This window comes from Candidatus Bathyarchaeia archaeon (assembly GCA_041447175.1).
In the GTDB taxonomy this organism is placed as follows: domain Archaea; phylum Thermoproteota; class Bathyarchaeia; order Bathyarchaeales; family Bathycorpusculaceae; genus JADGNF01.
Genome location: CP166960.1, coordinates 435629 through 460108, shown reverse-complemented (window position 1 = coordinate 460108; position 24480 = coordinate 435629). Strand labels below are relative to the sequence as shown.

Here is a 24480-nt window from a genome sequence, read left to right as displayed (position 1 = left end):
TGCGAGTTGAAGTGACATGTCAGGCACCGAAACGCTCATTCCATTCACGAAAGAAAAAAAACAAGGCGACCCCGAAGAACCCACCATAATCGTGGATTGCCGCGAAGCCAGCAGCGCAGCCAAAATAGTCAAAGGACTGCGCGAAAAAGGCGTCACCGTCAAATCAGAGAACCTTGAAAAAGGCGACTACGTCCTCAGCGACCAGTGTGCAGTGGAACGCAAAACCGTCCAAGACTTCGTCTACACGCTGACCCGCAGGTACCTGTTTGAACAGATTTTCCGCCTCAAAGAAGCCTACCCCAAATCGCTACTGCTCATTGAGGGGTACATGCCCATGATTTACAAGTTCAGCAAAATCCAGCCCACTGCCATTTGGGGCGCCATGTTTAACATCGCCAAAAATGGTGTTGCCATGGTGAATACTGCTAGCCAGAAAGAAACCATTGATTTTCTTTACGTTGCGGCGCGTCAAGAGCAGGTTGTGGAGAAACGCTCACCTGTGGTGCATGCGTTTAAGAATTATGACACGGTTTCAGAGGCGCAACTGTACTTTGTTGCGAGTTTGCCAAATGTGGGCAGGGAAAAAGCTACAGCTATCCTCAAGTCATATCAGACGCCGCAGAACGCGCTCATTAACGTAGATGACTGGAGCAAAACCGTCAACGGATTAGGACCAGTAATAACCAACAAAGTCAAACAAATCCTAACCACCCCATACAAAGAATAAACCAATACAGCAACTATTTATTAGCAAACAGTGTGGAATACTACGTTTGTGACACTAACAGGTTGACCATCACGATGAAAGCAATCCTTATCCAGTTTCCCTTCGGCGTTGTGGCTTTCGACGAAGACGGCAAAGTAGCCGCAAGCAAGGTGTACCCCAAAAAGCCACAGGCAGCAGCCAAAAAAATCGCAAAAATAGAACCGGACACACTTTCTGAAGAAGCCCAAGCCTTAATTGAACAGCTCCAAATAAGCGGGTATGACGCCTTCGCGTTTGAAAACCAAGCAGTAGCCAGCCAAGCCCAAACCAAACTTGGCGTAGCCACCGAAACTGCATCTCCCCAAAACGTCCAAAGCGCACATAGTCACATGCAGGAAATCGCCATCCAAACCGGCTTTGCCAAAGACGCCAAGGACCTAAACCTTTGGGTCCATAACGTCAGCGTAGAAGTTGCCAAACTCCAAGTGAAAGGAGAAACACAAAAACGTGACCTAATCATCGCCCAGGCAATACAAACCCTTGACGACCTTGACCGCACCTTAAACTTGTTCATGGGCAGACTCCGCGAGTGGTACGGTGTACATTACCCTGAACTGGACCGACTGGTCGAGAAACATGAAACCTACGCACGCTTAGTTCTTGACCTTGGCACACGAGAAAACTTCTCATTAGAAGCCCTTGAAAAAGAGGACCTCCCGAAAAATAAAACTGAACAAATCAACCGCATAGCCGAATCCAGCATGGGCGCAGACCTATCTGAAACCGACCTTGCACAGGTCCAAGCGCTTAGCCGCAACATCCTTGACATGTACCATCTCCGCGAAAACATGGAAACCTACCTGGAGAACACCATGGAGGAAGTTGCGCCTAACACCAAAACCATCGTCGGCTCACTGCTGGGCGCAAGACTCATAGCCATCGCAGGTGGACTACAAAACTTGTCCCGCCGCCCCGCAAGCACCATGCAGGTTTTAGGCGCAGAAAAGGCACTGTTTCGCAGCATAAAAACGGGTGCACGTCCACCTAAACACGGCTTGATTTTCCAGCACACCTTGGTGCACGACGCGAAAAAGTGGCAACGCGGCAAAATCGCACGTGCCATCGCAGGCAAACTCGCCATCGCGGTACGCATTGACGCCTTCAACGGTGAATACGTGGGTAACAAACTCAAAAAAGCCCTTGACAAACGCATCGAAGAAATCCGCCAGAAATACCCTGAACCACCACCATTGAAAGAGCAGAAACCTCGCCAATTCCAAGAACGCCCCCGGGAATTCCGTGACCGCAGAGACTTCCGCGCAGGAAAAAGCGGCGGAGGCTTTAGGGACAAACGGGGCGGCGGCAGATTCCGCGGTGGCGATCGACAGGGCGGCAGATTCAAAGACAAAAACCGCCGCGACTACAAAGGCGACAAGCAACGGAGACCAAGCAGTCGTGCAGATTAAAGTCAAACCGCATCCCGATTTTGCGGAAATCTTCCAGGTTGTTTTGGAGGATGGTGCGAAGCGGTTAGCTACGAAAAATTTTGCGCTTGGACGAAACGTGTACGGTGAGCGGCTGCTCCGTGTAGGCGGCGTAGAGTACCGTGTGTGGGACGCGTTTCGCAGCAAGCTGGCAGGCGCAATTCTGAAGGGGCTAAAGACGGTTCCGTTTGCGGCTGGACATCGTGTTTTGTATTTGGGTGCAGCTTCGGGAACCACACCAAGCCACATCAGCGACATAGTCGGCGAAGAGGGACAGGTTTACTGTGTAGAGTTTGCGCAGCGTAGCCTACGCGACTTGGTGACTAACGTGGTTGCTTACCGGACGAATATGTCGCCGTTTTTGGCTGATGCGCGTATGCCCCAAAAGTACAGCATGTTCATCTCGGGCAAAATGGACGAACTATACTGCGACATTGCACAACCTGAGCAAGCAAAGGTTTTGGCAGACAACGCCGACGTTTTCCTCAAGGAGGGCGGCTGGGTACTGCTGGCAGTAAAGTCCCAAAGCATTGACGTATCCAAAGCGCCCGCGGAGGTTTACCAGATGGAAGCCAAAGTACTCAAAAACCGCGGGTTCCACGTGGTGCAAGTGGTGGATTTGGAGCCGTATGATATTGCACACGCGATGATTGTGGCTCAAAGATAAATTTTGACAAACCATTTCTCTGGCGGTTTCTTTATTTTTTACAGTCTTTTTTAAATTTGATGTTCCAGCTTTGCAAGTATGACTTATATTTCTTGATGCACTGAATTTTTTGGTGTTACAGCCTCATTAATTATTGGGAGATGGAAAACGCTGTCACTTTAGGGTAGCGTTAGTCGACTCGAGTTTGAGGTTTCCCAAATTTGTTGTTCTCGGAGCAGCTGTTTTGATTTTGCAGCCAAAAAAGGTGACCGATTAGCTTTAGTGAAGGTTTACTCTGAGGTGAATGCCTTCTCCGCTAAGGAAAGCCGCGAACTCAAAGTTATTGCTGACCGTGTTTCTGCTGCAGCTCTTGTTGTCAGCCAGCGGTCACAATATATGCTGGAAGATGACACGGTTTATTCACGCTACTCCGTTTTTGTGGTTATGCCCAAGGCGCTGCGCAATGTTGCTGAACATACCGCGTTTCCACTGATTATGCAGACCCAGGAGGCTACTCGGTGAAAGTTGATGGCATGCTGGTTGAGCAGCGGCGTAAAGAACGTGATTTTTCGATAGGAAAGCTTGCAGAGCTTGTTGGGGTTTCCCGCAGGACATTGTACGGCTACGAACGGGGAATGGCGAAGGCGTCAGTGGCTTCTGCCTACAACCTTGCAAAGGCACTTGGTGTTCCAGTTGCTAAACCCATAGACGTACTACAACCCACTCAAAAGCAACGGGCACTGTTTACTGCGAAAATCAAAGCGGACCATGGAGGAGCAGCGTATGCTCAAAAAAGTATTCCATAAATTTGCCTACTGCGACATTTCCCAGGTACATCTGCCCCTTCGATTTCATTTTGAACGTGCCCGAAGAGCGGCTGGCGGTTTTGGGGGCAGTGGCGGCTGGATGGGAGAAATTCCTTGATGAACGTGTCAACGAGATTTTAAGCATATGCAAAGTTATAGTGGCTTATCCTGTTTTGGTCACGGAGAGAAACGAACCGTCAGCCAAAGACATTTTGTGTATCCATTTAGATGAGTTATCGGAAATGCGTTCAGCTGAGGAACCTGTCGCCAAACTTTAAAAAAGGGTCTGCTGTTTAAGGTGCCGCTGAGCTTTGGCTTGTTTTGCAGGTTTCCAAGATTGGCGTACACAATTAGGGTAATCAAAGTTTGTTTTTAACCATTGAATGAGGAAAAATTTGGTTTTGGGGTCACCCAAGTACCCCGTGCCGAAATCCCCAAATTCGCTTCGCAAAGCAGCAACGGTGTTGTCGCGTTCAACTTTGGCTATGATGCTTGCAGCGGAGACCACAGTGTATTTTTGGTCGGCTTTATGTTCGCTCACAATGCGGGTTTTGAAGGTTGAGGCTTCCATTATGTGTTGCCCAAACCGTTCCGCTACAACATCTGCGGCATCAACGTAAACAACGTCAGGTTCCAGTTCCGTTACGATTCGCGCCATTGTTTCCGCTTCAAGCCGGTTCAACTTGTGAAGCCTGCGTTTGCTTTCAACGGCGCGGTCGATTTCCAGCGGAGAAACCTTCATCACAAAATGTTTTTCAACTAAGTGCAAGATTTTTGGAACAAGTTCCTCGCGTTTTTTGGCGTGCAGAAGTTTTGAGTCTTTAACACCTAACTCTGATAAGGTGGCAATATTTTTTTCTTGGACGGCTAATCCTGCGACAACTAGTGGCCCAATTACGCAGCCTCTTCCAGCTTCGTCGATTCCTGCAACCAGCAACTGTAGAGTACGCCTCTTCGAAGCGCCTATGGTTGTTCTAGGCTATATTGTTTTCATAACGATTTCTTAGTTGATGTTTTCATGGGAAGTAAACGTGTGCTCTGATGTTTACATTTAAGGCAAAGTGTCTTAATCCTAAAAGAGTGAAAGGTTACGCGGGAAGCTCCACAATAAACCGAGTCCCACGCCCTTCTTGGCTATCAAAAAGTATGATTCCACCGTGGGCTTCGATGACACGCCGACAGACCGCTAAGCCGAAACCTTGCCCTTTGGATTTAGTTGTAAACAGCGGTCTGAAAATTTTTGGTTTAATGCTTTCAGGTATTCCTTCGCCTGTGTCTTCAACTTCTAACTGAACACGGTTCTTCCCTTTATCATTCTTCTTAACGAAGGCGTTTATTGTGAGCTTACCCCCGTTAGGCATTGCTTGAACTGCATTTGTGAACAGGTTAAAGAAAACCCGCTTAAGTAATTGGCTATCCACCATAACTGGAGGAATGTTTTCGCTGATGTTAGTTTGGACTTTAACGTTATTTGGCAGATTTATCTGGTCAAGGGACGCTATCAAAAGCTTTGATAGGTTCACCGATTTCTTGTCGGGAATGATGGGTCGTACAAAGTCTTGCAGGTCAGAAACGATTTTATCCATGTAACCAATTTGCTCCGCAATTATTCCAATATTTTCTTCAAGGTTGCGTCTCGTGGGGCTGTCAGGCAGGTGCTTTACTTCTTCCTTTGCCAGAAAAGCCTCACCGATGACGGTTTGAAGCGGATTCCTGAGGTCGTGTCCGACCATGCCTGCAGTTTCGCCGATGGCTGTTAAACGTTCTGCGTCTCTAAGCTGGATGGTACGGTCATGCACAAGCTCCTCCAAGTGTGCGCTGTATTCTTCAAGCTTAATTTGCATCTGTTTACGGTCGGTAACATCAACGTTAGATTCTATTAACTCGGAGATTTCGCCATTTTGGTTGAACTTAGCCAACCAGTAACTTTGCATCACAAGCTCCCTCCCGTCCTTGGCGTAATGCAGAATTTCACCCGACCAATGTTTATACAGATTGATAGCTTCGATTATGGATTGTAGTGATTGGGGCAACTTAGTTTTAAGAAGCAAGTTAATGTTATTGCCCACAGCTTCTTTGCGGGTCCACCCATACAACGTCTCGGCGCCGCGATTCCAAAACGTTATCGTTCCATCTATCTTTCGAGTTATTATGGCATTTGGGTTAAGGTCAATTAGCGCCGCTTGTCTTCGCATTAGCTCATACGTTCTTTCTCTTTCTTTGCGAAGACGGATCACTGCAATACCATAAGCAAAGTCGTGGGCTAATTCGGTGAGAAGCGTCATTTCTTCATCTGAGAAGAGGTCAACCGTTCTACTGTAAATGGATAAAACCCCAAAAGTAACACCTTCAAAGGAGGTCAAAGGCAGAGAAATTGATGCTTTGTAACCCCTGCAACTTGCGTTAGTTCGCCAAGGCTCAAAGCAGGGGTCTTCAAGCAGATTTCTACACACGTAAGGCTTTCCAGTCCGAATAACTATACCCGCTGGTCCCCGTCCCCTCAGTGTATCTCGGGACCAAGAAACATTCAACTCATCAATGTATTCCTTGTCAAAACCACTGTACGCAATGGGGCGAACTGTTTTTGCTTCATTGTTCTCAGCAAAACCCACCCAAACCAGTACATAACCACAGTCGTTGATTAGAATATCGCAGATTTTGTTTGCATATGCCTCTTCAGTCTTTGCATACATAAGAGCCTGAGTGCTATTGCTTATAGCCCGCAAATGACGATTCAGCTTAAGCAATGCTTCTTCGGAATGTTTGCGCTCAGTTATATCTCGATTGCTGGCACGCCGCCCCAACCATTTGCCTTTATCATCATACACCGTCTGACAATCATGAGAAATCCACCGAATGCATTCATCACGGGTTACAATCCGGAAGTCAAGTTCATGTGGGGTGCCGGATTCTAAGAGGTCAAAGTGGTCGCCAAGCTTTGTTTTATCTTGGGATAAAATAATTTTTGTGAAGAGTTCGGGGTCTTGGAGGAATTCGTCGGCTCGATATCCGGTTATTCGTTCACATGAGGGGGAGACATAAACAAACTTGCCGTCGGGTGCAATCCAGTACTCCCAATCATAGTTGAAGTCGGCAACTGTTCGATACTTAACTTCGCTTTCACGCAAATCTGCTTCAGCTTTTTTACGTTGAGTAATGTCGGTTATGAAGCCAAAATAATGCGTCACACGACCAGCTTCATCAAAAAAAGGATGCACAACCAACTCTATTGGCACTCGAGACCCATCCTTCCGCAGGTACTCTTTCTCGTACTTCACAGGCGTTTTAGTCTGCTGAAGTTGAGCAAGCTTTTGCGCTTCCAGCTCCCACCATTCAGGTGGCGTCAAAACATCAGTCCAACGGATATCTTTTAGCTCTTGGGCACTGTACCCAGTAAGCTCCTGAAACGCAGAATTAACCAGACCCAGTCGCCCATCAGGATAAGCTACGCCGACAGCAACCGAAGTTTTCCGCACCAAATCAGCCAAGAAACGTTCCCGTTTCAAACTGTCAGCAAGCTTCTGTTCAGCTTTTTTTTGTTCAGTAACGTCATGCACCATGCCAACCGACCGAACAACTACGCCAGAGGCGTCACGAATATGCTCGCATTTCTCGTGCACGTAACGAACTTCCCCGGTATCATTGCGCACAATCCGATGCAGAACCTCGTAGACGTTTCCATCATCACTTAACGAACCACAATAGGCAGCATCAACTTTTTTTCGGTCGTCTGGATATACCGCCGCAAGAAACGCGTCATATGTTGCTTCGAACGCTTGCGGCTTCAAACCAAAAATGCGGTACACCTCATCAGACCAAGTTAGCTTACGAGTAACTAAGTCAAGCTCCCAGCTTCCCAAATGAGCAATTTCCTGTGACCTCTTCAGCCGCCGCTCACTTTCACGAAGAGAAGTCTCCAGCTTTCGACGTTCAGTGATGTCCTCGAAAATGGCGACAAGATATCCTTTTTTTAGGGAAAAACCGGAAACCGAAAACCACTTGCCAGTTGCCGTATCACATGCTTCAAACTTCGCTGGTTTCCCCGTAGTGGTAGCTTTTTCGCCGACCCTAATCCATTCGCAGGGGTCTTTTCCGGTGCCGAGAAGAGCGTCAGTGACCGTTTTTCCCAAAATGTCCACACGTTTTAAGCCAGTTAACCGTTCAAACGCGGAGTTAACTTCAAGGAAAACATAATTAACCGCCTTCCCGGCAGAATCAAAAACTACTCGGCAGTAGGCGAATCCGTCCATCATGTTTGCAAATAGTTGACTCAGAAAACTGTTCTCAGGGGAACACAACCAGCCTTCTGACCCGTTGTTAACATGAGGCATTTTAGAATCCTCCCTGTAAATTAGGGTTAAAGTGTACAACAAGCAGATATTTATCGATATGCATAGAAAAAACCCAATTATTCATGCGAAGAAAACAAGAAGCAACAGTTACAATTTCAACTGAGCCACAAATCAGCTATCAACAAAATTACTAAACCGAACAATAAAGAGAAAAAGCAGAAGAGTTGTCCTTCACGAGACCCAACGGAGCATGCACCAAACAATCAAAGACAATTCATGAATCGCCAACAAAAATAACTGCCGTAACGTTGCGGGAGATTTCACTGCTTCTGTGCAATTTGTTTTAATAAGAGAGAATTCACCTAATATTTTCGCTCCTAACGAGGCTAAACGCAAAAATGCTGATATCCGAAGTTATACTTCAAAACTTCATGAGCTACGAATACGCTAGAGTCTCCTTTAAGCAGGGCGTCAACCTCATCGTTGGACCCAACGGAGCAGGCAAATCCAGCTTGCTTTTGGCAATCTCGGTAGCGTTAGGGCAAACCTACACGGAGCGCAGCAAAAAACTCAGCAACCTCATCCGCTGGGGCAACGACCAAGCTCGCGTCACCGTCGTTTTAGACAACAGTAAACAACACGGCAGACGCCCAGTCGCCAAGTACAGCAAAGACCAACTCTTTCTCACCCGCCACCTCCGCCGCGACGGACAATACTGGTTTGAACTGGAAAACAAAGCCGCCACCAAACAGGAAGTTCAGCGGCTGCTGGGCAGGTTCGGCGTGGACCCCGACAACATGCTCATCATCATGCACCAGAACATGGTGGAACAATTCAGCCTTTTAAGCAACACCGACAAGCTTCACATGGTGGAAGCCGCCGTCGGATTGGAGCCGTTCCGCGAAAACGTGGTGCAAGCTCAGCAGAAATTAACCCGTATCCTAAGCCAATCCGAATCCGTGGGTAAACTGTTAGAGTCCGCCGAGCAAACCCTCAACTACTGGCGTGAACAATACGACAAATATCAAGAAAAAAAACAGCTTCAAACCAAGCGGCGCTTTTTGGAACGCGAACTCGCGTGGGCAGAAGTGGAACGTAAAGAAAATGCACTAAAAGACATTGAAGCTGACAAACAGAAACTCCAGCAGACGTTGGAGCACATCGAAAAAGAAAACCAAACCAACAAAGAGCAAGTGGAGAAAGAGAGCATCCAGCAGGACAAGCTGAAGAGCGAAGGTAAAGCACTTTTTGAACAACGCCTAAAACTGGAGCATGAAATCGCCTCCGAAGAAGCAACAGTTACCTTAGCTGAAAAGCTGTTAACTGAAGCACAACTGCTAAACGAAACGTTGCAAGGCACCAAAACCGTGGGTCAACTTGAATTTTTGCGTCCTGAGAATCTTCAACGCCTCATCGAAAACAGCCATCAACAGCTCAAAGGTTTCCACGAGAAAAACAGTGATGCACAAGCTAAAATCGCCACTGCAGAAGAGAAAGCCGAGGCACTTACCCTCAAAATTGTTTCACACAAAATCCAGTTGGCACTGTTAGAGTTCCGAAAAGAAAACTCAACCAAAGAGCTCCGCAAACTTGAATCTGCCATCAGAAACGCTCAAACGGCTCTGGACGCAGCGGTTGCTAAGGCCTTGCATTCTGGTGCGAGAATTGCTGTTACAAAGAATGTCGCAGACATTCAAGACGAGATTCGTCTCACCGACGGGCACCTCGCCGCGCTTTCCAGTGTCTCAGAAGACATCGAGCGGCAATATGAGTCTTACAGTAAGCTCTTTTTGGAGCTTAAGCAGAAAGCGCAGATGGTGGCTGAGAACCGCCAAAAAGCCCTCGATGAGGTTTCGGCGCGCATGCAGAGTTGGCGCAACGTTATGCAGGATTTGTTGGAACGCGTCAACCGCGAGTACCAGCGGATTATGGGGCAAACCCGCGCCACAGGTGAAGTCCGTTTGAGTAACACTCAGGACATTGAAACCGCGGGACTGGAGATTATGGTGGGCTTCAAAGGCGGAAAACCCGTGCCCTTAAACGCATACACACAAAGCGGCGGCGAGCGAACCACAGCAACCATGAGTTTCCTTTTAGCCCTACAGCAGCATGTACGGTCGCCGTTTCGAGCCGTGGACGAATATGACATTCACATGGATCCACGCAACCGCGAGATGATAGCCAAAATTCTCATATCAACCATCAAAGACGCCAACGCCCAATACATCGTTATCACGCCCAGCCAAGTTACGTTTGCGCAGGAAAACGCCAACATCGTTGCGGTGCAGAATGTGGAAGGCAAATCTATGGTGCGTGAGGTGCAGTGAAATGCAGGCACAAAACCCTAAGAGCCCAAAGGAACAAAAAGAGGCTAAGAAACTGGGCAGGGACCGGCTTGAACGGGTCATCGACATGATGAGGGGCATCGAAGCCCACACCGTAGACCCTTTCCTTCTAAACGTTGACGAAATCATCCGCATTGTTCAGGAGTATTTTCCCTCGTGGGACCAACCTGAAGAGCTTAATCTTGACTCCGAAGCCATCCACCACTTAGCATCAGTGATTAAGCTGCAAAGTGAGTGGGTTAAACAACGTAGCACCTCACTGTATACCGACCCGTTTTTGCTGGAAGAAAAAATTATCCTGAAAGACAAACAGGAAATGGTTCAACTGTTTCTTAAGGCGTGGCACCCAATCGTGGAGCAGGAGCAGATAACCCTGCATGCCATGGCAGACGCAATGCGGTATTGGAATGCGCTTGTGCCAATCAGGGAACGCTGGGAGCAAACAGCCGTAACTGAAGTCGCAACGGGTGTCGCCAGTAGAGGAGAATTGGTGGATCAAAATGTTCTGCGAGATGAAGCGTTCTCTGCCGAACTTGATAGATTCTGGACAGAACTCAAGGAGAAAGCGGAAAAGGAAAGTAAAGAAGGAAAACTTCTTTATATGGACTGGGTGGGTGCAGAAACCTACGAGCAGACCGTTCACCGAGCCTACATAACCAGCTTCTTAGTCACTTACGGGTACGCCACCTTAGAGGTAATCCCGCTGGAAGAAGAAATTTACATCCTCCCCCTTGAGGAGCCAGCGGTAAAACTTAACATGCAAGCTGTCTCCGTGCCTGTAACGCTTACGTTTGAAAGCTGGCAGAAGTGGAAAAGAGGAGAATCAAGTTGAGTACCAAAAAGAAAGGCGCATACGCCGCGAAAATGAAACGTGCCACACATATGCTTTTTTATCGGAGGCACCAAAAACCCGGCGTTAAAGGCTGGGAACTCCACAAAGCCATAGGCTCAGACTACCCGAAGGTTTTGGATTTGCTGGACGATTTTTTGAAGCCGCTGGATTTGCAGGTTAAAACCGTTTATGAACAGGAGAAGAACCCTGAGAAACCAACAGTGGACGAGATGGATAAGGCACGGTTCTACGTGACGCTGCGTGGGGAGTTAGAGCCTAAAGAAGCCAAGATGATTGGGTGGCGAATAGACGACTTAGCAGGCTTAGCCATAACCATCTCTTACATCATCAGCAAAAAGGGGCAAGCTGCACGCCGAGACGTAGAAGAATTGCTGGGAGAAAAAATCGCGGGTTGGAAAGTCGGCTTAAACCTTGACCGATACATCCGCTATGGCTACCTGCAACAGGATGATAACGAGCAGTTGTATCTGGATTGGCGAACACGCGCAGAAGTGGACGAAAAAGCATTGATTGATTTGCTGCTAAGAAGCGAAGAAGAAAACAATACACCCAAACAAAGTCAACCAGATGAAGAACTTGAAACAGATGAAGCGCAAGATGAAGAGAACAGTCAGTAACCCAGAAGTCACAAAATAAAGGATTTTCTTTGCGGCCCCGTTTTGAACCACAAACCCTAAAAACGTTTTTGGACATCAAGTTAACATCAATGCATATAGAAAACGGGCTTTTTAAGCGAAGAAGCTCGGAAGGGGAAAACGGGGAAAGACCTTTATGCCTAACAGCCACGAAAAGAAGCTTGAAGGGCTCGCGTTTAACGTGTACATGTACGTGGCTAAACAAAGAAAGCCATTGGGTCCACGAGAAGTCATGCATGGATTAAGCCTCAGCAGTCCAAGCGTTGCACACAGGCACCTGCAAAATTTAGAATCAGACGGGTTATTGACAAGAAACCAGTATGGCGAATACATTCTTAAAAAGAAAGCTAAAGTAGGCGGGTTTTTCTGGGTTGGAAGAAAACTTTTACCCCGAACAATGATTTACTGTTTCTTCTTTGCGTTTCTGCTTTTTTTGGAAGTGTTTGTTTTGGCGATTCATTGGCAATGGGAAACCGATGTTGTCAAAACCTACTATGCAATAGGCATGACCATCACAGGAATTGCCATAGCAGCGTTTCTTTTAGAAAGCATAATGGCAGTCAAAAAGCTAAACAAACAGGCAGGAAATGGAAGGCTCAACTTATAAAACGTTCAACAAAACGCGCCAACATTAAGACTACAAAAAGCGACGCGTCATCCCTTAGCGTGACCCCAGTGGGGTGGCTAAGTGATGCTGACGTTCTGAATGTCAAAGTACCGTTTTGCTAAAAAGCGCAGACGCTCGGCGTTTTTGCCGTTTTTGCCTATCGCGATGCCCTTGTCTTTTGGGTTAATCGTGACGACCGCCATTTTTTTGCCGTCGGTTTTTTCGGTGATGCGCACTTCTCGAACCTGTGCAGGTTTAAGGGCGTTCTTTATGAACTGCACGGGGTCCTCAGAGTACTCAATGATTTCATGCTTTTTGCCCGTCATTTTTTCAAGGGTGTGGATGTTTCGTCCGCCCTTGCCGATGGCAACACCAACTTGACCAGGGTTCACGATAAAGATTGCACGTGATTCAGCTTCGTCGATGATGCAGTCTTTGACGCTGGCGCCGCTTATGCTTTCAAACAAAGCGATGTAACGCATTTCGTCGCATGTGATTTTAATGCCGGTTGTCATTCGGTTCCTCCAACAATGTCAGGGTTTTCGTAGTATTCCATTTCTACGGATTTCAGAATCTCGCTGTCCCCGGGTTCTCTGATGCTGAGCGCCGAGATGATGAAGAGTTTTCCGCAGACAATGGCTAAATCCATGGAAGCACCCTTATAGGTCATAACGGGGACTTTTGAGAGTTTACCATAATATTCTATCTCGTCTTTTATGTTTTGTGGACAGTTAGAAGCCAAAACAATCATCTTAGCTTTGCCTGTCTTTGCGTTCAGCAATGCCGAGTTGGCGCCGAAAGAAACTTTGCCAGTTTTCACGGCTGATGCTAATGCTTTGTCTATGTCTATCATGTTTCTGTTTTTCCTCCTGAATTCTTTTGCTTTTCAAAGGTTGACATGTATAGCTCTACTAGGCCAGTGCCAATCGGAATAGATTGACCAACTATAACGTTTTCGGTCACACCTGCCAGCGGGTCACTGTCACCTTTCACAGCTGCTTCAACAATGTTGGGAACCGTAATTTCAAACGCTGCCCGCGCCAAGACACTGGATTTCTTGCCGCTGATGCCGTGTCTACCAATCTGCTGTACCTCACCGTTAGAAGTCATCATATCGGCCACAAGCATAACGTGGCGGACATCTACGTCTAAACCTTGTTCTTCCAACACGCCCTTTGCTTCGTTTATCAATGCATTTCTCGCTGCTTCAATGCCTAAGGTTTTGGCAATCTCATGGACGTTATTGGTTGTCGTACGGGAGGTGTCAACACCAGGAATCTCTAGAACCTTTGAAAGGTTAGAGCCGTCAGTGCGGATAACCCATTCGCCGTTCTCTTCCTGAGTAACCAGAACACGTCGAATGTCAGCAACACCCTTAACGTGGAAGTTGGTGACTTTCTCCAGCACCTTCTTGATTGTTTCCACTTTCTTGGGTTTTACCGTGAGCACGTCATCGCCTTTAGCTTTAGTTGTGGCGTTCTGTATTTCCACGCGTTCTTCAAGTTCCTCAATGGTTATGGCGCGGTCCTCCATCATGGTCTTGTTAAGCTCAACCACGATTTCCTCGTTGATGGGGTCCTCGTAAATCTCTGACGCTAAATTCTCAAGCGACGTGTAAATGATGTGACGCGCAATCTCAACCGCACCCTCTTTGCTCTTGCGGTATTCACCTGTAAGGTAAATGGTCATAATGGGGGTTGAGGGGATTCTTCGAGCGTCCACAATTTCGATAAGACGTGGCAGACCCAAAGTGACGTTTTGCTCTTTGACACCTGCATAGTGGAAAGTTCTGAGAGTCATCTGCGTGCCAGGTTCACCAATTGACTGCGCTGCAACGATGCCTACCGCTTCGCCTGGCTCCATCAAAGCCCGTTTGTAGCGCTCAGCGGTTGTGGTGATTGCTTTGTCAACACCTTTCTTGGTGAATTTACCTTTAGACAAATGCTGTTTAAGCTGATCCACCAGAATGGGAGTCAGTTGCCCTTCCACTTCTTTCAGCTGCTTTTTGATGTAATCGGCAGTGGCTGGCGCACCTTTCTCTTCGCTTATGTTGATGGCGTCCATAAGACGGCTGACGTTTACAGCTTTGCCGTGGTCACTTTTAGCGGGGTCAACACCATCTTCGCCGTACTTGAACTGAATAATATCGCCTGCAGAGTCGCGCACGGTGCCGTCATATTCAAGGCGTATATGTTCAAGAGCGTTGATGAGCCTACGCTGCATGTAACCGCTCTGCTGTGTTCGCACGGCAGTGTCAACCAATCCTTCTCTGCCGCCCATGGCATGGAAGAAGAACTCGATGGCAGTCAAACCTGTCTGGTAAGAGTTATACACGAAACCTCGTGCACTCGGCTTGGGGTCATCTGGCTCAAAGTGCGGTAGTGCACGTCTAGCGTAGCCTCTCAAGATACGTTTGCCACGGACTGATTGTTGCCCAACGCAAGCCGCCATCTGACCGATGTTAAGGCTGCTGCCTCTTGCTCCAGTTCGAGTCATGACGATGCCAGCGTTTTCCAGCGTGAAGTCTTCGTCAGCGATTTTACCTGCTTCGTCTCGAGCTGTAGAAAGTTCATGCATGACGTAGATTTCAAAGGATTCCTCCAGCGTCTGACCGGGCAAACGTGGAAGGTTGCCGCTCTTGTAGTTGGCGATGTGTTCTTCTATTTTGCGTTCAATGCGGTCCATGGTCTTTGCGATTCTGTTCCTAGCTTTAGGCGAAAGAACCAATTGGTCGTAAGTGTAGCTGAAGCCACGCATTGATATGAAGAGTTTGAGCATACGAGTTATCTTGTTGAGGAATTCTCGTCCCGCTTGCGTACCGTAATCTTTGATTATCCTGTGAAGCAAACTTTCGGACTGCTCAGAGCCAATGCTGCGGCGGTCAATAATACCCGACACGAGCTCGCCGTTTTTAACCACCACGTATGCATCATGTTCACATTCTTCTTCTTTGCACTTAACGCAACCTTGGCAGATGTTTGCCTTCAAAACGTAGTTCAACGTTTTTGGTAGGAACAAGCTAAAGATTTGTTTGCCTGACCACATTGGCTGAGGGTCAGTTTTTGCGGGTTCAGGAAGAGGACCAAGATAACCTGTGGCGGTGAGAATTCGGCTGACTTCTTCGCGGGTAAGGAAGTTACTTCTACGGGTGAAGTAGTAGGCGCTGGTGATGAAGTCCCTGATGGCACCAATGATGGGTCCACCAAAGCGGGGTGAAAGAATCTGGTCTTGCACCTGCATCAGCAACAAAGCTTCAGTGCGGGCTTCTTCACTTTGGGGAACGTGAAGGTTCATTTCGTCGCCGTCAAAGTCAGCGTTGTAAGGTGGGCAAACACAAAGGTGCATACGGAAAGTCTTGTACGGCAAAACACGCACATAATGCGCCATAATTGACATGCGGTGAAGTGAAGGCTGCCGATTAAAGATTGCAATGTCGCCATTTTTGAGGTGACGTTCAATGACAAAGCCCAGTTCTATGGCTTCTGCAATTTTGGTTCGGTCAACAACGAACTCCAACCTTATTCGTTTACCGTCAGGGCGAATAATGTAGAGCGCACCTGGATAGTTTTCAGGTCCGTTAATAACCAGCTTCTTTAGCTCTTCGATGTTCCAAGCAGTAACTTTCTCCGGAACGGAAAGCCGCATGGCTACATCTCGAGGAACACCTACTTCGTTTATGTCCAAGTTCGGGTCAGGAGAGATAACGGTGCGGGCTGAGAAGTCTACACGTTTACCAGAAAGGTTACTTCGGAACCGACCTTCTTTGCCTTTAAGCCGCTGTGAAAGGGTTTTGAGCGCTCTTCCTGAACGGTGGCGGGCAGGAGGAATGCCTGAAGCTTCATTGTTAAAGTAAGTCGTTACGTGGTACTGGAGCAGTTCACTTAAGTCTTGAATGATAAGCGTGGGTGCACCTGCTTCCATGTTTTCCTTCAAACGCTGGTTAATGCGGATGATGTCGACAAGTTTGTGAGTTAAGTCATCCTCAGAGCGGATACCAGACTCTAACGTGATAGAAGGACGCACATACACTGGCGGAACAGGTAAAACCTGCAGAACCATCCATTCCGGTCGGGCAACTTTTGGGTTAAAACCTAAAATCTCCAAGTCTTCATCGCTTACGCGTTCGAGACGTTCACGAATCATGCTTGGCGTCAAAGGTTCAGAGCCAGCTTCAGTCTGCTCAATGAACTTTGTGGGTTTCTCAAAAGTTATCTTGAATTGCCCTGAAGCGCAGTGGGGGCATTGTTTGGTCTTGATTTCTTGGATGATTTCTTTGTAAATCTCGTCAGGAATAAGTCCCAAGAGGTCCATGTAACGTTCGATTCTTGCGCGAGTTTTCTTTGCCGCTTCATCAGAAAGCAGTATGCGTCCGCATGTGCGGCAGGTTGCCCGGAGAAGGTCAAAGATGATTTTGGTGAATTCAATGTGTACGATGGGCACGGCAAGTTCTATGTGACCAAAGTGGCCGGGGCAGCGTATGGCGGTGTTGCCGCAGGTCTTGCAGCGTTGGCGGGGTTCAAGGGTGCCAAGTCTTCCGTCCATGAGTCCAGCGGTGATGGGAGCGCCGTCTTCGTCGTAGGTGTCGGGGGTTTGGATTTCGACAACCGACTGTTTACGCAGGTCTTTGGGCGAAATTAAGCCAAAGCTAATTTCGTCAACTACTTTATGGATTAGTTCCTCGCTTGCCATTTTATGCCCTTTCCTTTAGTTTTAGTTTGGGGGTTATGCATAAGCTTTGAAGCTCTTGCAGCAGTAACTTGAACGCGTATGACACAATAACTGGTGCTACTTTAGCTTTCTCATCGCATATCTTGCAGATGTATTTGCGTTGTTTCATGTCGTAGTAAGCAATTTGACCGCAGTTCTCACAGATATATAAGGTGTACTTGTCGGATTCTTCTAACAGCCTGTCCCTAAGCAGCATAGCAGCACCGTGTCCAATAAGGCAGTCTCGTTCCATTTCTCCGAAACGAAGACCACCACCGCGAGCACGACCTTCAGTGGGCTGCCTTGTGAGCATCTGCACTTGCCCACGGGCTCGAGCGTGAATCTTGTCAGCAACCATGTGGTGCAGTTTCTGGTAGTAGACAACACCAATGAACACGTCGGCAACAAATTTTTCGCCAGTGGTTCCATTGTAGAAGACTTCGCTGCCTGTGTGGCTGAAACCCAGCTTGACAAGGCTGTTTCGGATTTCTGTAGGACCTTCATTGGTGAATGGTGTTCCGTCCACAGGTTTGCCTCTGGCGGCAGCACATTTACCTGAAAGGGATTCAATAAACTGCCCGATGGTCATTCTGGAGGGGATAGCGTGTGGGTTGATGATAAGGTCGGGGACGGTTCCTTCGTCAGAGAAGGGCAGGTCTTCCTGTGGGACAATTAAGCCGATGACGCCTTTCTGTCCGTGACGAGAGGCAAATTTGTCGCCCAACTCGGGGATGCGTTGGTCACGGACTCGGACTTTGACGAGTTTGCTGCCTTCGCCCGATTCGGTGATAAAGATAGCGTCAACCACACCGTTTTCGGATGGACGCATGTCGGCTGAGGTGTCGCGCATGCTGGGACCTTTAACTTCGAATTCTTTGTATTCTTCAAGGAATCTTGGTGGGCTGATTCTTCCGATGAGCACATCGCCGCCAGTGACAGCTGATTCGAGGCTTATGATGCCGTCGGGCTCCAGCAGTCGGTAGTATTGTTCGCCGCGGTATCCACGTGTGCCAGGTTCAGGGACTGTAAATTTGTCTTTTAGTCCACCGAGGTATTGGCGGCATTCTGCCTCGTAGATGCGGAAGAAGGTTGAGCGGGCTAAACCACGTTCGATGGAAGCTTTGTTGAATATGATGGCGTCTTCCATGTTGTAGCCTTCGAAGCTGAGCACAGCAACAACACAGTTTTGACCTGTGGGTCGCTGCTTGTAGCCCATAACTTCCATCAGTTCAGTTTCCACCAGCGGTGCTTGTGGGTAGTGGAGTACGTGTGAGCGGGAGTCAACGCGGTTTTGGAAGTTAGTTCCGTAGATACCTAGAGCTTGTTTAGCCATGGCTGCTTGGTAAGAGTTACGGGGTGACTGATTATGTTCAGGGTAGGGAATAGTAGAAGCACAGATCCCCAGAATAGTGAAGGTTGCAATTTCAGCATGTGAATGTTCTGGACCAACTTTGTCAAGGGATATAGCAACGTAGGCGTTTTCTTCCTCTGAAGCATCCAAATACTCAACTAACCCGTTTTTAACTAAGTCTTCCCAAGCCCATTCACCTAAAGCTATGCGCTCCAAATGTTTAGCCTGCAGTTTAGGAACCCCGTTTTCCACAATTATCAGGGGTCGTCTAACGCGGCCCTCGTCACAGTTTATGTGGACTTCTTCAGATTCAGTTTGCGCTTTAGTGAAGTGGGTTATGTTGACCTCGGTGGAGATTTCGCCTGTGCGCCTTTTTTCGCGAAAACTGCTAACCATATCTTCGGGGTTACTGCAAAAACCTATGATGTTGCCATCGACGAAAACTTTGGCGCCGTTAATTTTCATAGCTTCGTTAACTTCTTGTGAAGGAACTGTGCCCATCTCGAAAAGAAGTTGCCTGATTTTGTCAGGGTTCACACCCACCGAAATGGAAGAGGACAACGCAAGGTTCTTGACGAGCCCACAATTGGAGCCCTCAGGTGTTTCGTTGGGGCATAAACGTCCCCAGTGGGTGGGGTGCAAGTCTCGGGCTTCAAAGTTTGGTTGGCTACGGCTAAGCGGGGACTGTAACCTGCGCAGGTGGCTTAACGTGGAAATGTAATTTGTTCGGTCTAACAGCTGGGTTATGCCAACGCGTCCTCGTCCCCAGTTTCCTGTGGCTAATGCATGCTGGAAACGTTCAGTGATGATGCCTGGACGCACTGCGGCGGAGACGGTGATTATGGGCCCTTTGACGCCTATGCGTTCAAGCTGGTATTTTATGTCGCGTGTTAGGTTTCTGAATGCAACACGGAAGAGGTCAGCCAGCAAGGGTCCTGCGAGGCGTAGACGTTTGTTTTTGAAGTGGTCTTTATCGTCTTGTTGGCGTCTGCCCATTTTGAGTTGTATTACACGGCTTGCCATTTCGCCCAGAAATATGGCTTTGTCTTTGCGTTGTTTTTCTGTTCTGCCTAGGTGGGGGAGGAAGTTTTTGTCCAGGGCGGTTTCGGCTTTTTGGAGGCGGTACTCTTCAACTTGTCCGTGGGCGACGCGGTTGCCGATGAACAGGATGGCGTCTTGGGGTGTGTCGACGCCGATGGCTTTCTCGAAGGAGGCAGCCAGTTCTTTTTGGATGTCCTTGTCTAGTGAAACTGCCTCAGCGATGTCCTTGTCTTTTTCTAAGTTGAGGGCACGCATGATAACTATGAAGGGAATTTCAGTTGGAACTCCAGGCATGGAGACGTATATGGCGTCGTCAGCTTTGAGTTTAAGTTCGATGCGGGCGCGGAAGCCTACTGTGGTGCTGAAGATTTTTGCTTGGTAAACAGGGCTTGTGCCTTTCTCGTCAAGGTCAATAATGACGCGGTTTGGTGCCAGGTCTTCCATGGCGACGATGACGCGTTCAGAGCCGTTTACGACGAAGTAGCCGCCTGGGTCGTCTGGGTCTTCTCCTGCTGAGATGAGTTCTTCTTTGCTGAGTTGGCTGAGGAAGCAAAGTTTGCTTTTAAGCATAACTGGAATATTGCCGATGTAGACTAATTCGGTGTCTTGCTCTCTCCCGTCAATTATGGGGGTCATTTCCAGCGCGATGGGGGCTGCGTATGCAAGGTTGCGGAGGCGGGCTTCCATGGGGTAGATTTCGTGTTTGGTGCCGTCAACTTCGGTTGCGTAGGGTCCAGTGATGCGGCTTTGGGGGTCGATGACCCAGATTTGGCCAAGTTTGACGCTGTAGGGGTTTTCGGGGATTTCGATGGGGATTTGGTTGACTTCGTCGACGACTTCTTGCAGGCCATGGTCAATGAATTCGTTGTAGCTGTCGAGATGCTGGCGGACAAGGCCTTTTTCGTTAAAGAAGGTCTTCAATAACAGATGGGTGTCTTCTTTTGTAAGTTCAGTCAATTTGTTTTTCTCTCCCGCCGTTTAGTTTGTGAAAGTGTCCTGATGTGTGGTTTGGTGCGGGTTTTTTCAAACGTGCATATTCCTCCGAGTTTGGTGGGTCCAACTCGCAAAAGGGGGTCTTTAATGTATTTAAGAGCACAAACACATGCTACGCAACGTTCTAATAAACCTTTTTATTAGGTGTTTAGGGTTTTAGTCTGTGTTTTGGTGGTTGTTTGCGTGTCGTGTTTGTTTTTGTGGCTAGTTTTGTTTGAATGACGCGGTTGAGGAGCCAACACGTAATTTTGCGCACACGCCCCCATCAGGGTGTAAACGGTTGTTGGGTCTTGTGTAGGGTTGGGGTTTGAGTTAGGCTTGTTTGAGTTATAGGTTGTCACGGTGTTTTCTACAGGTTTACCGCGACGAGTTTTCGCTTCACAACACGGTAGTATGTGCTTAACCCAAAATTGCTATTCATGAGCGCTTTTGTCAAGTTATATTAGCGTCGTTGACCTATTTTTCTATTGAGGTGTATTTTGTGAGTAGCGAAAACAGTCGGGCTTACGTGCTTGTGGCTATTGAGCCTGGAAAAGAACAGGAGTTCGCCAACAAACTTATCGCTGAGGGTTTAATTTTAGACTCTAAAGTTGAGAAGCTTGATTTTGTTCACGGCGTCTACGATTTAATTGTCATACTGAGCGGAAACAAATATGACATAGACCGCCGAATTCTGCAGATGCGAAAACTGCCCTATGTCCGAAAGACTCAAACTCTGATTCCGTTTGAGATGCTCAACTGGGAAGACATACCCATAAAACCATAACTAATAACAAAACGCCTAAAGGAAACTTGGTCAAATCAAGTCAGGCATGTTCGCACGTGCATCGTTACCAACGACCATTCATATTGAAACGTCTAGTTTCAACTAGCAGTCAATACCGTTAAGGAGGCTTCTTCGAGAAAACTTTCCTCAAACAAACTGACCTGAGCAACCTACAAAAAAACAGTAATTTCAGTATCTGACAACTTTGTGGCGGTCTCTACCCAACCGTCGTTTCCGCTTCGCCTGCGCCTCCGTCAACCGCGTATTCCCCGATTTCACGTCATAAACCTTGGGCTGCCCGATTTCGTTTCCAAAAAAGTCCCGCTCCTGAACCACAAAATCGCCATCCTTGCGAATTTTGGTGCAGTCATTTCCTTTTTGGGCTTGCTCAAAGGCGAACCGGTCTTTGGCGATTTTGCCTTTTTCCCGTTTGAGGCTGTACTGGCTGAACCTGCGGGAAGTGTTCCCAAACCCAAACGGACGATGCTCCTCGGAATTGCTTTTACCCATTACTGAAACCTTTTGGGTGTTACTTGCTGAACCTGTATTAAAAAGTTGCCAAGAATACACTTGTTTGATTGGTTCAACACCCTTTTTCAGGAATCAATTCAGTTTTTTCGCTATTTATTACAGTCAATTTGAAGCCAGTATCGCGGATCTTTTTTGTTATAGTCGCCAACAAATTCGGGTCTGCCTCGTATCCGACACTGTTTCGCGCGTTTTGCATTGCAGCTTTTACGGTGGTTCCTGAACCCACAAACGGATCCAACACCGTGTCACCTTGGACACTAAACATCTTGATGAGCCGGTCAGCGATTTCTTCTGGATACGCCGCCGTTCTTCGTTCTAACTCGTCGGCGGTTTGTCTTGTGCCTGTAACGTGCCAAATTTGGCTGAACCATTCGTCCCGTTGCGGCTTCGTGAACGCGCTGGCGTAGCGGTCGGGGTCCTTTGGTGGGAAACTGCGGAGTTTTCCTTTGCGGAAAATCAGAATAAACTCACAGTCCAACGTCACGTACGCGTTTGGCGGCAGAAAACCTGAACCCAAGAACGCACCTTTGCCCTTGTAAGTCGGCTTAGTGGTGGGCTTCTTCCACAAAATGTATGGTAGGGTGGTGAAGCCGATTTTCTCCATATGCTCAACGGTTCGGGCATGGTTACAAAAGACGCGGAACCTTCCGTTTACGCTGCGGGTAGCGTCGCCGATGTTTATACATGCGATTCCGCCTTCCACCAGCACACGGTAGGTTTCCGCCCAAACTTTGGCTAAGTTTTCGTGCATAGCGTCGTAGATTTGGGTGACAACGTTTTCCTGCGGTTTTTGCTTTAGCTGTTGCCAGAGGGCGGCGATTTTTGGGTCTAACTCGCAGAACTGGTTGTCCCACATTTGTATCATGGGGTAGGGTGGCGAGGTGACCATGAGGTGGACAGTGGCCTCTGAGAGTTCGGGCATGTTTTGACTGTTGCCGAGGATGATTTTGTGCTGGGTCTGTGGGGGCATGGTGTGGCGGTTCCTTTCTATGTATGTCTTATGCGGAGCGTTTTACTTTTTTGGTAACAACAAACACGCACAAGCCAACCAAAACAGAAGATTACACTACATGCTTAAGGATACAATCCGATTCGGTTTTTCGCGGTTTTGTCTCAAAGTTCAGTGCCAGATTTAGATTCAAATATGAATAAACAAATAAAAAATTAACCAGTATGTGAGGAAAAAGTGGAAAAAACTAAATACTAGATGCGCAGACAGTTGCACTGAAACTTGGGAAGAAAAAGGGAGGTGCCAATTGTATGAATGAGGAGAAAAAGGTGTTGCTTAGGAACGTGCGAACAGGCGAGGTAACAGAGATGCCGCTCAAACAGTTTGAAGCAGAATTCCAGACCAAACCATGGCCAAGCTCCAAAAAAGAAGAGCGCGGCTATGCAGATGTTTGGTGTGAATGGAAGGACGGAAGCACATACCATGACAAGTGGGCAGAAAAAATCTATCCACCCCCGCCATCTCCCTAAGCGATGGAGATAAAGAACCAATGAACAAGACCAAAGAGGGTTTAGCACAGAACCAAAAAGGCAGCGAAGCTAAGCTATGACACACACCAAAACGTACGCCACCCACCAAACCCTCAACTCCCTATATTGTATTGTATGCACCACAACACGATGCAACCTAAACTGCAGCTACTGCAGCGCCAGAAAAGCATCAAGAAAACAGGCAAGCTTAGATTTTGAAGCAGGCAAACAGCTTTTAGAAAAAATCGCCAACGTCAGCATGAATTTCACCCAAATAGTGTTCCATGGAGGAGAGCCGCTTATGGAATTTGACACTCTGTCAAAACTCATCAAATTCACGAGAGGCAACCTGGGGGATTCAAAAACCATCCGCCTGAGCTTGCAATCCAACCTGACCTTGCTCACTCAGGAGATGGCAGAATTCTTCAAAGAAAAACAAGTTTCAGTCGGCTTCTCGTTAGATGGGGATTTTTTGGCTAATTCCAAGACCCGAAAAAACAGCGACCCAGAAAAAACATTTGACGCCATAATGCGGGGCGTAAAAATTCTAAAGAAAACCCAAAAAAGCGTTGGCTGCATCTGTGTGGTAAGCAAAGAAAACATCAACGTTATGGATAGAATAATGAGTTTTTTTGCTTCAATCAAACTTGACGGTGTTATGCTAAACCCTGCGGTCCCCGTTGGCGGTGGCGTAGACTTTGTAGCAGAGCACGGCGTTAGTGCAGACGAGTATGCGAAAACGGTGATTTCCTTGTATGAACGCCAAGCAGCCAGGGGCTGGCCAAGAATAGACACCGTGGATACACTGATTGGGTTGGCACAGAAAACCCCCAACTTGGGTCACCGATGCTACCCCTGCGATGCAGGCTGGAGCATCATTGCCGTAGACCATGTAGGCAACGTCTATCCCTGTGGAAGATTCAACAACGACCCCAACTGGGCATGCGGCAACCTGCTTACCGATGACCTTCTGACAATTTACAACTCCGAAAAGATGAAAAAGTGCCGAACCAGAAAACAAAACATCACCCAATGCCTAAGCTGCGAATTCCAAGAGATATGTGGAGGAGGCTGCGCGGCAAGCGCCTACTACTACCAGGGAGACGTCAACGCACCAGGATACGATTGCGAGTTCAACAAAGCCATGCTCAACTGGGTAAAAGACAACAGCAATAAACCCACATGAAACGCAAGATTGCTTTTTATTTTTCAATGTTTCGTCTACAACGCCTCATCTG

General features: G+C 47.8%; 22 protein-coding genes. 13 read left to right on the top strand and 9 right to left on the bottom strand.

Going from position 1 to position 24480, the window contains the following annotated elements:
- The first annotated feature begins 16 nt into the window (after nt 1-16).
- From ACBZ72_02340 to ACBZ72_02315, 6 genes are all read left to right on the top strand, one after another.
- Entirely contained in the window at nt 17-727 is a 711-nt protein-coding gene (locus tag ACBZ72_02340; protein XES77728.1) for an ERCC4 domain-containing protein, read from the top strand.
- A 74-nt stretch (nt 728-801) separates the two neighbouring features.
- Nucleotides 802-2172: a C/D box methylation guide ribonucleoprotein complex aNOP56 subunit gene (locus tag ACBZ72_02335; GenBank protein XES77727.1), complete on the top strand. Its 1371-nt coding sequence runs from the start codon at nt 802-804 to the stop codon at nt 2170-2172.
- Complete coding sequence (locus tag ACBZ72_02330) at nt 2162-2857, top strand: fibrillarin-like rRNA/tRNA 2'-O-methyltransferase (GenBank protein ID XES77726.1); 696 nt, start codon at nt 2162-2164, stop codon at nt 2855-2857. The genes ACBZ72_02335 and ACBZ72_02330 overlap by 11 nt, the downstream gene beginning before the upstream one ends.
- 261 nt (nt 2858-3118) lie before the next feature.
- Complete coding sequence (locus tag ACBZ72_02325; GenBank protein XES77725.1) at nt 3119-3358, top strand: hypothetical protein; 240 nt, start codon at nt 3119-3121, stop codon at nt 3356-3358.
- Complete coding sequence (locus ACBZ72_02320) at nt 3355-3642, top strand: helix-turn-helix domain-containing protein (protein XES77724.1); 288 nt, start codon at nt 3355-3357, stop codon at nt 3640-3642. The genes ACBZ72_02325 and ACBZ72_02320 overlap by 4 nt, the downstream gene beginning before the upstream one ends.
- Before the next feature lie 50 nt (nt 3643-3692).
- Nucleotides 3693-3920 carry a hypothetical protein gene (locus ACBZ72_02315; protein XES77723.1) on the top strand — a complete coding sequence of 76 codons (228 nt, stop codon included), beginning with the start codon at nt 3693-3695 and terminating at the stop codon, nt 3918-3920.
- Here the strand turns inward: ACBZ72_02315 and rnhB are convergent.
- Together rnhB and ACBZ72_02305 are read right to left on the bottom strand one after the other, a co-directional pair.
- Complete coding sequence (rnhB, locus tag ACBZ72_02310; GenBank protein XES77722.1) at nt 3917-4579, bottom strand: ribonuclease HII; 663 nt, start codon at nt 4577-4579, stop codon at nt 3917-3919. The two genes, ACBZ72_02315 and rnhB, sit on opposite strands and share 4 nt — an antisense overlap.
- 151 nt (nt 4580-4730) lie before the next feature.
- Nucleotides 4731-7973 (bottom strand): PAS domain S-box protein, encoded by a 3243-nt coding sequence (locus ACBZ72_02305; GenBank protein ID XES77721.1) that lies wholly within the window; start codon nt 7971-7973, stop codon nt 4731-4733.
- Between the two features lie 359 nt (nt 7974-8332).
- On the opposite strand from ACBZ72_02305, the gene ACBZ72_02300 reads away from it, so the two are divergent.
- From ACBZ72_02300 to ACBZ72_02285, 4 genes are all read left to right on the top strand, one after another.
- The gene (locus tag ACBZ72_02300; protein XES77720.1) at nt 8333-10261 is read left to right on the top strand and encodes an AAA family ATPase; all 1929 of its coding nucleotides are present in this window, start codon (nt 8333-8335) and stop codon (nt 10259-10261) included.
- Nucleotide 10262: 1 nt separating this feature from the next.
- Nucleotides 10263-11111, top strand: coding sequence for a hypothetical protein (locus tag ACBZ72_02295; protein XES77719.1), 849 nt, complete (start codon nt 10263-10265; stop codon nt 11109-11111).
- Complete coding sequence (locus ACBZ72_02290) at nt 11108-11749, top strand: hypothetical protein (GenBank protein XES77718.1); 642 nt, start codon at nt 11108-11110, stop codon at nt 11747-11749. The genes ACBZ72_02295 and ACBZ72_02290 overlap by 4 nt, the downstream gene beginning before the upstream one ends.
- 154 nt (nt 11750-11903) lie before the next feature.
- Nucleotides 11904-12374 carry a hypothetical protein gene (locus tag ACBZ72_02285; protein ID XES77717.1) on the top strand — a complete coding sequence of 157 codons (471 nt, stop codon included), beginning with the start codon at nt 11904-11906 and terminating at the stop codon, nt 12372-12374.
- 77 nt (nt 12375-12451) lie between these two features.
- Here ACBZ72_02285 and ACBZ72_02280 read toward each other — a convergent pair whose 3' ends face one another.
- From ACBZ72_02280 to ACBZ72_02260, 5 genes are all read right to left on the bottom strand, one after another.
- Complete coding sequence (locus tag ACBZ72_02280) at nt 12452-12889, bottom strand: NusA-like transcription termination signal-binding factor (GenBank protein XES77716.1); 438 nt, start codon at nt 12887-12889, stop codon at nt 12452-12454.
- Entirely contained in the window at nt 12886-13227 is a 342-nt protein-coding gene (locus tag ACBZ72_02275; GenBank protein XES77715.1) for a 50S ribosomal protein L30e, read from the bottom strand. The genes ACBZ72_02280 and ACBZ72_02275 overlap by 4 nt, the downstream gene beginning before the upstream one ends.
- Complete coding sequence (locus ACBZ72_02270; GenBank protein XES77714.1) at nt 13224-17063, bottom strand: DNA-directed RNA polymerase subunit A'; 3840 nt, start codon at nt 17061-17063, stop codon at nt 13224-13226. Before ACBZ72_02270 ends, ACBZ72_02275 begins: the two co-directional genes overlap by 4 nt.
- Nucleotide 17064: 1 nt before the next feature.
- Nucleotides 17065-20430, bottom strand: a complete 3366-nt coding sequence (locus ACBZ72_02265) for a DNA-directed RNA polymerase subunit B (GenBank protein ID XES77713.1) — start codon at nt 20428-20430, stop codon at nt 17065-17067.
- Between the two features lie 176 nt (nt 20431-20606).
- Nucleotides 20607-20807 (bottom strand): hypothetical protein, encoded by a 201-nt coding sequence (locus tag ACBZ72_02260; GenBank protein XES77712.1) that lies wholly within the window; start codon nt 20805-20807, stop codon nt 20607-20609.
- 140 nt (nt 20808-20947) lie between these two features.
- On the opposite strand from ACBZ72_02260, the gene ACBZ72_02255 reads away from it, so the two are divergent.
- A complete protein-coding gene (locus tag ACBZ72_02255) occupies nt 20948-21232 on the top strand; it encodes a hypothetical protein (protein ID XES77711.1) in 285 nt (94 codons plus the stop codon).
- Nucleotides 21233-21421: 189 nt separating this feature from the next.
- On the opposite strand, the gene ACBZ72_02250 is transcribed toward ACBZ72_02255, so the two are convergent.
- Both ACBZ72_02250 and ACBZ72_02245 read right to left on the bottom strand, forming a co-directional pair.
- The gene (locus tag ACBZ72_02250) at nt 21422-21742 is read right to left on the bottom strand and encodes a hypothetical protein (protein XES77710.1); all 321 of its coding nucleotides are present in this window, start codon (nt 21740-21742) and stop codon (nt 21422-21424) included.
- A 73-nt stretch (nt 21743-21815) separates the two neighbouring features.
- The gene (locus ACBZ72_02245; GenBank protein ID XES77709.1) at nt 21816-22733 is read right to left on the bottom strand and encodes a site-specific DNA-methyltransferase; all 918 of its coding nucleotides are present in this window, start codon (nt 22731-22733) and stop codon (nt 21816-21818) included.
- Nucleotides 22734-23023: 290 nt separating this feature from the next.
- On the opposite strand from ACBZ72_02245, the gene ACBZ72_02240 reads away from it, so the two are divergent.
- Nucleotides 23024-23242, top strand: a complete 219-nt coding sequence (locus ACBZ72_02240; protein XES77708.1) for a hypothetical protein — start codon at nt 23024-23026, stop codon at nt 23240-23242.
- 76 nt (nt 23243-23318) lie between these two features.
- Nucleotides 23319-24428 carry a radical SAM protein gene (locus ACBZ72_02235; GenBank protein ID XES77707.1) on the top strand — a complete coding sequence of 370 codons (1110 nt, stop codon included), beginning with the start codon at nt 23319-23321 and terminating at the stop codon, nt 24426-24428.
- Nucleotides 24429-24480 lie beyond the last annotated feature (52 nt).